We start from the raw sequence: 12,133 nt of genomic DNA, 5'->3' as shown, positions 1-12,133 counted from the left end.
AAACTCAAGAAATTTATACCATAATCTTGAAGTAATGATAAAAGAAAATATAAAAGAAAAAAATACTGATGTTAAAACAAATATTTTTTTCCAATATTTATTTAAAACATTATTTTCTTGATCAAATGATTTCTTTAAGAATTTTATATATACCATAAAAAAAATAAATAATATTAAAAATAGAAGCACAAACATATAAATCTTTATCTTTAATTCTTTGAAGAATATATTTAAGTACCCTACTTCTTTAAACCATAAATAATCTATATAAAATCCGTTTATCAAATATAAAAATAGTCCAATAAAAAACAAAACAAAAATTAAAGGAAGAACTACTTTCCTTATTTTCATTTTGGGTAATTTTAACTTTCTTTTTACCTTATTATTTTTAAAACTGCTTTTTACTTCTTCAAATTCTCCGTCAACTACATTTTTAAATTCCATAATAAACACCTATAACTTTTTTTATATTATATAAAAAAAGCACCAATAAAGATACCCTTATTGATGCTTTTATTTAATTAGAATTTAACTTCGTAGTCTTTTAAGAAGTCTAAAATTTCTTTCTTAATGTTTTCAACTCCGCCTTCATTTTCTGATTCGATATTTATTGGAAGTACAGGATCATGTAGAGATAATCTTAAAAGCACCCAGCCTTTTATTCCGTCTCTTTCAACATTTACTCTAACACCTTCAAAGTTTGGTTCTTCAAAACTAGCGCCTTCCATTTTTTCTTTAACATATACCTTAAAGTCTTCAAGAAGATTTGCACCATATTCTTTAAAATCTTCAACTAAGAATGTAGCTCTAAGTTCAGCTTCTTCTTTAGCTTCTTTAAGTGAACCTATAAGGTCATCAAATGTTTTATTTTCTTTGCTAAGTTCAAAGAATTTAACAAGAATTTTTACAACCATATAAGCACCATCATCTAAGAAGTAGTTTTCTTTTAAAGCACAGTGTCCGCTTGTTTCAATTGCAAGAAGACATTCTTTTCCTTCTTCGTTAAGTCTTATGCCTTCGTTTATTACATTTTTGTATCCTCTTTTAAATCTATGATGAACTCCGCCTTTTTCTTCTATAAATTCTTTTAATCCGCTGCTTGTTACGCTGTCAGTTACGATATAGCTTCCTGCAGCTTCTTCAAGACAAATACTTGCCATTAAAGCAACAAGTTTATTTCTGCTTATTTCTTCTCCGCTTTTATCTACTGCGGCAGCTCTGTCAACGTCTGTATCAAAGATAATTCCAAGATCAGCATCTTCTTTTTTTACTATTTCAGAGAAGCTGTCCATAACATCTTTAAGTTCAGGATTTGGAACATGATTTGGGAAACTTCCGTCAGGATCTAAATATACACTACCTGAAGTATCAGCTCCTAAAACTTCCAAAACCTTGCTTGCAAAGAATCCACCTGAACCGTTTCCTGCATCAACGATAATTTTTTTACCACTGAAAGGTTTTTCTTCTCCGGTTCTTTCTTGAATTTTCTTTACTAAATCAGCAGCATACATACTTAAGAAATCAAGAGTTTCATATTTTGCTTCAACATCTTCTAATTCCATTTCATTTGCAATTGTAAGAATATCTATAATATCTTCTTTTTCTGCTCCGCCATCTTTTGTAAAGAATTTAAGACCATTTCTGTTGAATGGTAAATGACTTGCTGTAATCATGATAGCACCATCAGCATTAACTTCTTCATTTACACAGCTCATAAACATTGCAGGTGTTGTACATAAATTAAAGTAAACAACTTCAACATTTTCTTCACTGCTTAAACCTTTCATTACATTTTCAGCAAGTGCAGGACCAGAAAGTCTTGAATCTCTACCAAGAGTGACTTTTACGCTGTCTTTATTTAGTCTTTTCTTTAACCATATTGAAAAAGCTTTTGCTATTTTATAACTTGCTTCATTTGTTAAATTAACCTCTTCACCTTTTACACCTTCTAAGGCAATACCTCTGACATCAGAACCATTTTGTAATTTTTTTAAATCCATTTCGTCCTCCATAAAATAAGTTATCTTATTTTAAATATACCATAAATTTATAAATTTTTATATATCTAATATTAATAATTTCAAACATGCACGAAAAGTCTTTTTATTTAATATTATAAATTATGACTATAAAAGGGAGGAACAAGAATGATAAAAATCATTATTTTAATATTGGCCCTTAGTATGGATACTTTTCTAATAAGTGCAAATTTTGGAAGTAATAAAATAAAAATTAATATACCTACATCAATTATAATTTCTCTTTCAAGTGCATTTTCTCTTTGTTTGTCTATCTCTTTATCAAATATTCTTTCAAAGATAATACCGATATATTTATTTAACATACTTTCGTTTTTTCTTTTAATAACAATAGGCAGCTACAATATTTTTGCCTTTGCAATAAAAACATATCTTAAAAATATGCAAATAATTAATAGAAATATTAATAAAAAAATTAAAAAAGAAAATTTATTTTTTAACATATTTATTGATGAAACAAAAGCGGATGTAAATAATTCAAATAATTTAGATATAAAAGAATCATTTTTAATCGGCATTCTCGGGTCAATAGACTCAATATGCGCAGGACTGTCTTTCCCTTATACAAACATTTTTATAGTCTTTATACTTACCTTTTGCATTTGTTTTTCACTTATAATTGCAGGATTTAAAACGGGAAATATCTTCAGTGAAGCATCAAAAATAAACTTAAGCTGGTTTAGCGGAATACTTTTAATAATCCTTGCTTTTACAAAAATAATGTAAAGGGTAACCAAAATTATAATTTTTCATATTATATATCGAAAACAGTAATACAATAAAGGTGGTAAGATAAATGAATTACTCAAATAGAACATCATGTGGATGTAACAATTCTTCTATAAGAACAAATCAAGACAGATGCGGATGTTACGATAATGAAATTGAATATCAAAACGAACAAAGAAATAATTCTTGCTCAAAATGCAACTGCAATAATCAAAACTCATCAAATTGTGCATGCAAAAAAGAAAGTCATTGCATAAATACAAATCATAGTAGCTGTTGTAATAATAATTGTTGTAAATGTAAAAATAAATGTAACTGCAGAATAATAAAAACATGTGATGGAATATTAATTTATTTTTTTGATGATATAAGAAAATAACAAAGGAGGAGTATTTCCTCCTTCTTTACATAGAAAAGCAAAACACCCTTAAATAAGGCTTAAACGTTACTTTTAATTACTTTTCATATTATAATATGCTTTCAATTTATGATTTTTAAATATATTACAATATATGATTTTAAAATTTTCCTATTGCAATAAATTATTAAAAATGTTATATTAATACAAACAAACAAATAATATGGAGGTATTAAACATGGCTCATGTAATTACTGATGAATGTATCGCTTGTGGCGCTTGTGCTGGTGAATGCCCAGTAGGTGCTATTTCTGAAGGCGATGGAAAATACGAAATTGATGCTGCTACATGCATCGATTGTGGAGCTTGTGCAGGCGCTTGCCCAACAGGAGCAGCTCAACCTGAATAAGATTTATTTATTCGTACGAAAAAAGGAGGTATCCCCTCCTTTTTTTATTTACTTAAATTATATTCTTTACCTATTACAATACATTTAGAATCGCTCCCATGACCTATTTCATTTGTTTTTACAATCGGAATGTTATATTCTTTTGTTATATCAAGAGCGATTTGTTTTATATCAGGACAACTATCTTCTCTCTCCATTTGAGTAAAAGTTCCAAGAATAATACCTCTAATATCTTCAAATACATTCATTTGTTTTAGCTGATTAAAAAATGATATCATCAAAGGGCTTTTTCCGCTCCTGCTTTCAAGAAATAAAATTTTATCTTTAAAGTCAGGGATATAACTTGTTCCGGCAAGTTTTAAAAAGCACCTTATATTACCTCCGATAACAACACCTTTCATATTATCTCCTCTTAAAAACTCATAATCAAATTTGAAAATATCATCTTTCCCCTTAAAGAAACTTTCATTAAAACCGCATATCTGTTTTTCTTTATTATCTAAAACTATATTTTTTATTTGATATAAATAACAAGGATTTTTTGTATTAGAATAAATAGCATTTATAACAGTTGTCAAATCACTATATCCAAAGAAAAGCTTATAATTATTTTTTATTATTTCAAAATCAATAAAAGGTAATATTTCATTTGCCAAATTTCCTCCGGAAATATCAAATATAGCTTTTATATCCTTATTTTTATAAAAATCCATTAAAACTTTAGCTTTTTTTTGTGCTATTAACAGGCAATGATTTTCTTCACTGTAAATATATTCTCCAATTATAGGAACAAGTCCTAAATTTTTTATTTCAACAATTAATTGTTTAACTTGTTCTTTTTTATTTTTATCAATACCATTTGAAAGAACAACAATTCCTATTTTATCTCCCTTTTTAAACATAATCATTCTCCTTTAAAATAAAAAGCAATAAACATAAGTTTATTGCTTTATCTTTACTGTGAATTTTCAGAATCTTGTGGTGTCTCTTGAATACCCATTTCTTCCTGTTCTTTTTTTATTTCTTCTTGATTTTCCTCAATTGTTTCATCTAAGTTAGGAAGTGTACTCAAACCTTCTTCAACTTTTATAGCTTTATCATATATGTCAAATAATAAATATATCTTATTATTTGTTAAATAAGATTTGTCTATCTCAAAAACATCTACATCATCTCTAGTTGAAGATGCAGCTAGGGGATCTAAATCATCCCTAAGATCAAGCCCCATTACATATGAATATTCTCTTAAAGCATCTTTATTGATACTATCATTATCCAATATTTTTATTGATTTTGAACCAATATCATCACTATCAAAAATACCAAGAGTAATATAAGGAAAATCTTCCCATTTTATTTCATTACCTGAAATATTCGTAAATTCATAATAAATACATACAAAAGTTTTACCTTCACTGGCTTTTATTGTAGATATAGTATCAGTAACAACAATATCTTCAACAACACATTCAACTTTACCATTTGATAATGTATCATTCAAATTTACAATACCACTAAAAGTTTTTCCTCCCGGGAATAACTTATAAAGCCCAAAACCCAACGCAGAAGCGGTAATAATAATACCTAAGAATATCAAAACAGTCTTTTTTGTTATTTTAAAATTCAAGGCTTCTTTTAAAGAGACTCTTTCTTTTTTATCCTCTTCTTGATATTCAAAAATATCTTCACTATCTTCTATTATTTTTTCTTGAAAACCTTCATCTTCAAGAGGATTATCTTCTATTATATTCTCATCATCAGACTTAACTCTTGCTTCAAAATCCGTATTAACAAAAATATCTTCCATATCCAAATCGTCAATATTAAAATTATCTATTTCTATTTCGGATTCTTGTTTTTCTATTTCGTTTTCAAGTTCAAATTGTTCTTTCTTCACTTTAGGGTTTATCTTATTTTTTCTTACTTTTTTTACTCTTCTTACTCTTTTTTCCATAAGCTAAAAAGTCTATTTTATGACTTCTAATCCTCCAAGATAATTTCTTAATACTTTAGGAACTGTTACACTGCCATCTTCATTTTGATAATTTTCCAAAACTGCTGCAAAAGTTCTTCCTACAGCTAAAGCTGATCCGTTAAGTGTATGAACAAATTTAACATTACCGTCTTTATCTCTATATCTTATATTTGCTCTTCTTGCTTGATAATCTTCAAAATTAGAGCATGATGAAATTTCTACATATCTGTTATAGCTTGGAAGCCATACTTCAATATCATATGTTTTCGCAGCCGAAAAACCTAAATCACCTGTACATAATTCTATAACTCTGTATGGAATTTCCAATAAGTCAAGAATTTTTCTTGCTTCTAAAGTTAAGTCTTCCAATTCTTCATATGAGTTTTCCGGTTTTGAAAGTTTTACAAGTTCAACTTTATCAAATTGGTGATTTCTGATTAAACCTCTTGTATCTCTTCCTGCACTTCCAGCTTCGGCTCTGAAACATGGAGTATATGCAGTAAAGTATTTTGGAAGGTCCTCTTCTTTTAAAATTTCGCCTCTATGGATATTTGTAACAGGAACTTCTGCTGTTGGAATTAAAAAATAATCATTGTTTTTAATGTTAAATGCATCTTCTTCAAATTTTGGAAGTTGACCTGTTCCTGTCATTGATGTTCTGTTTACCATAAATGGAGGAGAAATCTCAATATAGTCATTATCTATTGTGTGAGTATCAAGCATAAAAGCAATTAACGCTCTTTCAAGTTTAGCCCCCATTCCTGTAAACATTGAAAATCTTGCTCCAGAAATTTTTACAGCTCTTTCAAAATCAAGTAATCCTAAATCAACACCTAAATCCCAATGAGCTTTAGCTTTAAAATCGAATTTTCTTGGTGTACCGACCTTAATTAATTCTTTATTGCTATTTTCATCTTTACCTATAACAATATCTTTGTTTGGTGTATTTGGAATAGAAAGAATAAGTGAATTTATTTTTTCTTCCAATTCACTGATTTGTGCATTGTATTCTTTAACTTCACTTGAAAGTTCTTTCATCTCTTTTAATAATTCGCTTACGTCTTTGCCTTCCTTTTTCATCATAGGAATTTGCTTTGACACTTTGTTTTGTTTTGCCTTTCCTTCTTCGGCTTTAGATAACAATTCTCTTCTTTTTGTATCTAATTCTAAAACTTCGTTAACACTGTAATCCCCTCTTCTTGCAAGAAGTTCGTTTACTTCATCTGTATTATTTCTTATTCTTTTTATATCTAACATAATATCTCCTAACAGTACACAATTTTTATTTTTTATTATAATATTTTTTTTTAACTTTTGTCAACTCAATCACCTTTATATATAAAAAGATTATATATTTTTATATTTTATTAAATATCATTTTGGTATTATATAAATTTATGTTATAATGTATAAACAATTTAAAAAGGTGATTATATTGAATAAAGAAAAAACAATTAAGACAGTATCCTTAGTTTTTATTGATATATTTTTCATGGCTATTACATATATTGTAGCCAATTTAATTTTTAATAAAGCAAATTTAACAATTGATCCTAATTTCCCTAAATTTATACCTCTTCTAATTTTAATTAAAATTGGTATTTATTTTCTTGCCGGTTTATATAAAGAAGAAACGAGAGGTATGGTATTTGAAATTTCTTGTGTTACTCTCGCTAATATCATTGTTTTTATTTTAGTTCGATTTATTCTAAAAGTAGGCGTTTCTACCTATCTTCAACTTATTGCTTTAACCGTTGATATTATTGTTGAAACAATATCTCGTTCTCTATTACTAAGCATAAGCGAAGAAGAACTTCAAGAAGAAGAAAATGTACAAGTTTTTGATGATCCTTATGACTATAGTGAAGAATTAAGACTTAATAAAATGAAAAAAGAACTTATAGAAATCAAAAACCAAGAGCAGCAACAACAAGAAGAAACAAAGCAAGCTTTGGAAGAATTAAAAGAAAAAGAAAATCAATTAAAACAAAAAGAAGAACAATTAAAAACATTTGAACATACGCTTTCTTTAAAAGAATTAAATATTCAAAAAGAACTTGAAAAACTTGAGAAAGAAAAAGAAGAAAAGATCAAAATTGAACAAGAAATAAAAAAACAGGAACAACTAAGAAAACAAAGACTTCAACAGCAAGAAATATTGGATGGAGTTTTAGATAACATTAAAACAATTCATACATCCTTAAATGAACGCTCGAAAGTAGTTGACTTACAAGAACATAATTTAATGATGAAAATGTATGATATTACCCAAAAGGAAATAGAGCAAAAAACATCTAAGGAACAAGTAAAGAAAAGAAAACATCTAAGCGATAAAGAACTACTTGAAGAAACATATAAAAAAATAGGACAAAAAAGAAAAAGAGTAAATCCTTATGCAAAAAGCAAATCAATGCAATCACAAAAACAAACAGAAGATAATAAAAAATTAAAAAATAAAGATAAAAATTTATCCGAAGCTTTAAAAAACAGTACACTTCTAAATACATCAAAAGAAGAAAAAGAAAATGATGAATTTATGGAGTTTTTATTTAACAGCTCAAACTTAAAAGAAGAAAACGATGTTATAAAGATAGAAACAACCAAAAAAGAAAAAAACAAAGCAAATAAATCTAACAAAAAAGCAAATGTTTTAAAAAACAAAAATATAACAAAAAACAACTCAAAAATAAAAACTTCATTAGATAAGAACGAAACAACTAAAACCTCATCAAAACAAAATAATATAAATAATGATAAAAAAACAAATAAAAACATTAAACCTACAAAACAAGACCAAATTGATTTAATGTTTTCAGAAGATGACTTTGATAAGATTGCAGACTTAATTGATAAAATGTAAACTAACCCACAAAATATTGCATTTTGTGGGTTTATTAAAATATAGAATAAATATATGAGAATTAAAATATCCAAAAATTTATTTTTATGTTTTTTAATTTTTATACTTATTCTGCTTTTTACAATTAATATAAAAAACAAAAATAATTATGTAATATTGCTTGATCCGGGGCACGGTGGAAAACTTTCGGCTGATAAAGGTGCAATTGGTGTAGACAGTGAAAAAACAAATGAATATACGCTTAATGACCAAGTTACAATCAAGCTTGCAAATGCACTAAAAAAAGAAGGCTATATTGTTAAATTCACAAGACAGCCCTACAAAGATGAAAAAGAAGTCACATTAACAAACAGAACAATAATTGCAAATAAAATTAAGCCTGATTTACTAATAAGCATACACCATGATTCAACAGGCACCAAAAACAATAAAAGCGGTTATACAATTTACTATTCATCTTTTAAAGCCAATTTAGACTTTAATGATATATATGTTGAAGAAAACGGAAAAACTTACCCATTTATTAAAGAAGAGATTAATAACGGTATAACAACAGTATATTATACAAATGGAATAAATATACTTTCATCAACAGGAAGAAGTAATGTAATAGTAAAAGACATAACACTATGCAAAGAGGCAAAACAAAGTTTAAAGTTCGCTAATATTTTAAACGAGGAACTTTCTAGGCTTGATTATATTGCGCCTCTTCTCGCAAATAAAAATAGTGCAGTAAAAGATAATAATTTTAGAATATTAAGAATGACAAACTACCCAAGCGTATTAATTGAATGTGGTTTCATTTCCAACAAAAATGAAATAGAACAATTAAAAAATGAGAAAAATCAAAACAAACTTGTAAATGCAATTGTAAAAAGTATAAATAAATATTTTTAGAAAAGGAATATAACATGAGAAAAACACTGGGATGTATCAGAAAAGCAGTAAAAGATTATAACATGATAAATGACGGAGACCATATATGTGTAGCTGTATCAGGAGGAAAAGACAGTATGCTCCTTTTAAAAGCCTTAAAAACATATATGTATTTTTCCCCCGAGAAATTTAAACTGACCGCAATTTGTATAGATGTTGGATTTGATAATATGAAACTTGATAAGCTTGAATCATTTTGTGATGAAATTCAAGTCCCTCTTGAAATTGTTCATACGGATATAAAGAAAATTGTATTCGATGAAAGAAAAGAAAAAAATCCTTGTTCTTTATGCTCAAAAATGAAAAGAGCGGCTTTAAACGAAACGGCGTTAAAACTTGGCAGTAATAAAATTGCTTTTGGACACCATAGAGATGATTTTATAGAATCTTTTTTACTAAGCCTTTTTTACGAAGGAAGAATACACACTTTTAAGCCTGTAACTTATCTTGATAGAACAGGTGTTTATTCCCTTAGACCTCTTTTATATGCTAAAGAAAACGATGTAATTCATGCTGTTAAAACTGAAAATATTCCTATAATAAAAAGTGAATGCCCTGCCGATGGATTTACAAAACGAGAAGAAATGAAAAACTTAGTAAAGTATTTAAAAAAGCAAATACCAAATGCAGATGAAAGAATGTTTACCGCAATAAAAAATAATCTAGAAAATATGAAATAACTTTAAACAAATATCTACATTTTACTTATACCCTATTATATATAATTAGGGTATATTTTTTTTGGAGAATGAATATGCAAAAAACATTTAACTATTTACAAAAAAATGCTGCAAAATTGCTTGCAGAAGAAATCATAAAATTAACATCTAAAGATTGTATTTTGCTTTTTATAGGAACTGATAAATGTATCGGAGATGCATTTGCTCCAATTGTAGGAAGCTTGCTTGAAAGTTATAATTTTTTAAATAATCCTATTTTTGGAACAATCAAACATCCTGTTCATGCCCTTAACATAAATAAAACCCTTTCTTATATTGAAGCTTTATATCCTGGTAAAGAAATTTTCGTTATTGACTCAATGATTTCACAAAAAGGAAATGTAGGAGACATTATTTTATTTAATGAAGGTATATTCCCCGGAAAAGCTACAGGGAAAATATTACCCAAAACAGGAGATACGTCCCTTACTTTAGTTGTAAGCAACAATGAAAAAGATGCAATAAATTCTCTTACAACGCTGCGTTTAAATAATATTTATGAAATGGCAAAAGTAGTTTCTGATGCACTTACTTATGCCTTTTCAGATTCCGTTTATTCTGTTACAAGCGATGTATTACAATAAAAAAGACAGCAAATTGCTGTCTTTTATGGTTTTAAAACTACTTTTAAGGCTTCTCCGCTTTTTAACATTTTTACACCTTTTTCCATATCTTTTAAAGGTAAAATATGAGAAACTAAATTTGCATTTATCATTCCGTTTGCAACAACGTCAAAGGCTTTTCTAAAACTATCAGGAGTTGTTGAAAATCCTCCAATAACTTGAACTTCACTGTAATGAAGCAAATTACCATCTAAACTTACATTTGGATTGTCTTTTGGAAGACCACCAAAAATTAATAATTTACCTTGTTTTCTTAGTAAATGTATACCTTCTTCAATAGGTTTTGTTGCAGGAGTTGAATTTATTACTACATCTGCTCCTCTTCCATCAGTAATATCCATTACTACTTCTTTTAAGTTCTCTTTAGATGTATTTACAAAATGTGTTCCGCTGAAAGCTTTACTTTTTTCAAGTCTTGCTTCACTTCTATTTGCCATTATAATATTTTTAGCGCCTCTAAGCCTTGCAATTTCACTATGTAAACATCCAAGTGGACCTGCCCCAATTATTACAACAGTATCTCCAAGAGTTACATTAATTAAATCTTGAGAATTTACAACGCTTGACAATAGTTCAACTACAACCATATCTTCACTTTTTACGCCTTCAGGTATTTTTAGAATTTGTCCACGTTGTACCCCAATACCCGGAATTAACATATATTCAGCAAAACCACCATGCAAATGATGCCCATATGTAAGTCTTGTTTCACATAAATTTTGCATACCTTTTTCGCAGTAATAACAGTTACCACAAGGTATAACAGGATTTACAATTACTCTTTCTCCAACACTATATCCTTTTACTTCTTCACCTATTTCTTCGATTATACCTATATTTTCGTGTCCTAAAATAAAAGGAAAATCCAAGCCATTTACACCTGACGAATATGTTCTTACGTCTGAACCGCAAAGTCCAACAGCGTCAATTTTTAAGAGTATTCCATCTTTTGTGCATTCAGGTTTTGGAACATCTTTATAAACAACTTTTTCTTTATCTTCTAATACGATAGCTTTCATTTTTGCCTCCTAAATATTTATTATTTATATTTTAACATAAAATATAAATAAAGAAAGAGAGTCTTTTCAGACTCTCCTTCTTTTACTAGTTTTACCTAGTATCTCGATTCTTGTGACTCAGAATTTGGTTTCACAGTACTATCATTTTTTTGCAATATCTTCAGTTTAATTTTTTATCTTTTTTTTTATTTTTCTTTTTTTATTATTTAAACTTACTTCCCAATTGCTTATATAAACTTCCTGTTCTATTTTTCCTTAATATAGTTTACCCTTAACGTTTCATTTTCTTCTTTTTTATTTATTATTTTTATCTATTTTAAATTTCAGAGGTTTACTCGCCTCTTGCTTATCAGCAATCTATTCTTATTTTATTGCTTTTTTTTTACTATATTAAGTTTTCTTTTCCTCCTTCTGTTTCACAATCTCTTAATTTCCTTAATGTACCTTTTCTTAAAAGATTTTTTAT

13 protein-coding genes are annotated in these 12,133 nt (G+C 27.7%); 7 read left to right on the top strand and 6 right to left on the bottom strand.

The window, feature by feature from the left end:
• A partial coding sequence (locus FGQ49_RS09235) for a UPF0182 family protein (RefSeq protein ID WP_171020667.1) occupies nucleotides 1–444 on the bottom strand: 444 nt, incomplete at its 3' end.
• 77 nt (nucleotides 445–521) lie between these two features.
• Complete coding sequence (locus tag FGQ49_RS09230; RefSeq protein ID WP_171020666.1) at nucleotides 522–2,000, bottom strand: phosphomannomutase/phosphoglucomutase; 1,479 nt, start codon at nucleotides 1,998–2,000, stop codon at nucleotides 522–524.
• 147 nt (nucleotides 2,001–2,147) lie between these two features.
• Here FGQ49_RS09230 and FGQ49_RS09225 point away from each other — a divergent pair, with 147 nt between their 5' ends.
• The 3 genes from FGQ49_RS09225 (at nucleotide 2,148) to FGQ49_RS09215 (ending at nucleotide 3,535) form a co-directional block, all read left to right on the top strand.
• On the top strand, nucleotides 2,148–2,765 hold the full coding sequence (locus FGQ49_RS09225) for a manganese efflux pump (protein WP_138269580.1): 618 nt from the start codon (nucleotides 2,148–2,150) through the stop codon (nucleotides 2,763–2,765).
• A gap of 70 nt (nucleotides 2,766–2,835) precedes the next feature.
• Nucleotides 2,836–3,147 (top strand): hypothetical protein, encoded by a 312-nt coding sequence (locus tag FGQ49_RS09220; protein WP_138269579.1) that lies wholly within the window; start codon nucleotides 2,836–2,838, stop codon nucleotides 3,145–3,147.
• 217 nt (nucleotides 3,148–3,364) lie between these two features.
• Nucleotides 3,365–3,535 (top strand): DUF362 domain-containing protein, encoded by a 171-nt coding sequence (locus tag FGQ49_RS09215; RefSeq protein WP_138269578.1) that lies wholly within the window; start codon nucleotides 3,365–3,367, stop codon nucleotides 3,533–3,535.
• Between the two features lie 44 nt (nucleotides 3,536–3,579).
• Here the strand turns inward: FGQ49_RS09215 and FGQ49_RS09210 are convergent, their stop codons facing one another.
• The 3 genes from FGQ49_RS09210 to serS are packed head-to-tail and all read right to left on the bottom strand — an operon-like array spanning nucleotide 3,580 to nucleotide 6,767.
• Entirely contained in the window at nucleotides 3,580–4,437 is an 858-nt protein-coding gene (locus FGQ49_RS09210) for a S66 family peptidase (protein WP_138269577.1), read from the bottom strand.
• Nucleotides 4,438–4,490: 53 nt separating this feature from the next.
• Nucleotides 4,491–5,489 (bottom strand): hypothetical protein, encoded by a 999-nt coding sequence (locus FGQ49_RS09205; RefSeq protein WP_138269576.1) that lies wholly within the window; start codon nucleotides 5,487–5,489, stop codon nucleotides 4,491–4,493.
• 12 nt (nucleotides 5,490–5,501) lie between these two features.
• Nucleotides 5,502–6,767 carry a serine--tRNA ligase gene (gene serS / locus FGQ49_RS09200; protein ID WP_138269575.1) on the bottom strand — a complete coding sequence of 422 codons (1,266 nt, stop codon included), beginning with the start codon at nucleotides 6,765–6,767 and terminating at the stop codon, nucleotides 5,502–5,504.
• Between the two features lie 178 nt (nucleotides 6,768–6,945).
• Here serS and FGQ49_RS09195 point away from each other — a divergent pair, with 178 nt between their 5' ends.
• The 4 genes from FGQ49_RS09195 (at nucleotide 6,946) to yyaC (ending at nucleotide 10,609) form a co-directional block, all read left to right on the top strand.
• Nucleotides 6,946–8,370: a hypothetical protein gene (locus tag FGQ49_RS09195; protein ID WP_138269574.1), complete on the top strand. Its 1,425-nt coding sequence runs from the start codon at nucleotides 6,946–6,948 to the stop codon at nucleotides 8,368–8,370.
• A 54-nt stretch (nucleotides 8,371–8,424) separates the two neighbouring features.
• On the top strand, nucleotides 8,425–9,267 hold the full coding sequence (locus FGQ49_RS09190; protein WP_138269573.1) for an N-acetylmuramoyl-L-alanine amidase family protein: 843 nt from the start codon (nucleotides 8,425–8,427) through the stop codon (nucleotides 9,265–9,267).
• A gap of 14 nt (nucleotides 9,268–9,281) precedes the next feature.
• A complete protein-coding gene (locus tag FGQ49_RS09185; RefSeq protein WP_138269572.1) occupies nucleotides 9,282–9,986 on the top strand; it encodes a tRNA lysidine(34) synthetase in 705 nt (234 codons plus the stop codon).
• Between the two features lie 74 nt (nucleotides 9,987–10,060).
• Nucleotides 10,061–10,609 (top strand): spore protease YyaC, encoded by a 549-nt coding sequence (gene yyaC / locus FGQ49_RS09180; RefSeq protein ID WP_171020664.1) that lies wholly within the window; start codon nucleotides 10,061–10,063, stop codon nucleotides 10,607–10,609.
• A 23-nt stretch (nucleotides 10,610–10,632) separates the two neighbouring features.
• On the opposite strand, the gene FGQ49_RS09175 is transcribed toward yyaC, so the two are convergent.
• Nucleotides 10,633–11,667 (bottom strand): alcohol dehydrogenase catalytic domain-containing protein, encoded by a 1,035-nt coding sequence (locus FGQ49_RS09175; RefSeq protein WP_138269570.1) that lies wholly within the window; start codon nucleotides 11,665–11,667, stop codon nucleotides 10,633–10,635.
• Nucleotides 11,668–12,133: the final 466 nt, after the last annotated feature.

It is taken from the genome of Anaerofustis stercorihominis (assembly GCF_005844425.1).
GTDB classification, from domain to species: Bacteria; Bacillota; Clostridia; order Eubacteriales; family Anaerofustaceae; genus Anaerofustis; species Anaerofustis butyriciformans.
This window is presented reverse-complemented; position numbering and strand designations above follow the sequence as displayed.

Coding starts and splice junctions, on each gene's coding strand:
- FGQ49_RS09230 (WP_171020666.1), bottom strand. CDS start 2,000: ATGGATTTAAAAAAATTACAAAATGGTTCTGATGTCAGAGGTATTGCC.
- FGQ49_RS09225 (WP_138269580.1), top strand. CDS start 2,148: ATGATAAAAATCATTATTTTAATATTGGCCCTTAGTATGGATACTTTT.
- FGQ49_RS09220 (WP_138269579.1), top strand. CDS start 2,836: ATGAATTACTCAAATAGAACATCATGTGGATGTAACAATTCTTCTATA.
- FGQ49_RS09215 (WP_138269578.1), top strand. CDS start 3,365: ATGGCTCATGTAATTACTGATGAATGTATCGCTTGTGGCGCTTGTGCT.
- FGQ49_RS09210 (WP_138269577.1), bottom strand. CDS start 4,437: ATGTTTAAAAAGGGAGATAAAATAGGAATTGTTGTTCTTTCAAATGGT.
- FGQ49_RS09205 (WP_138269576.1), bottom strand. CDS start 5,489: ATGGAAAAAAGAGTAAGAAGAGTAAAAAAAGTAAGAAAAAATAAGATA.
- serS (WP_138269575.1), bottom strand. CDS start 6,767: ATGTTAGATATAAAAAGAATAAGAAATAATACAGATGAAGTAAACGAA.
- FGQ49_RS09190 (WP_138269573.1), top strand. CDS start 8,425: ATGAGAATTAAAATATCCAAAAATTTATTTTTATGTTTTTTAATTTTT.
- FGQ49_RS09185 (WP_138269572.1), top strand. CDS start 9,282: ATGAGAAAAACACTGGGATGTATCAGAAAAGCAGTAAAAGATTATAAC.
- yyaC (WP_171020664.1), top strand. CDS start 10,061: ATGCAAAAAACATTTAACTATTTACAAAAAAATGCTGCAAAATTGCTT.
- FGQ49_RS09175 (WP_138269570.1), bottom strand. CDS start 11,667: ATGAAAGCTATCGTATTAGAAGATAAAGAAAAAGTTGTTTATAAAGAT.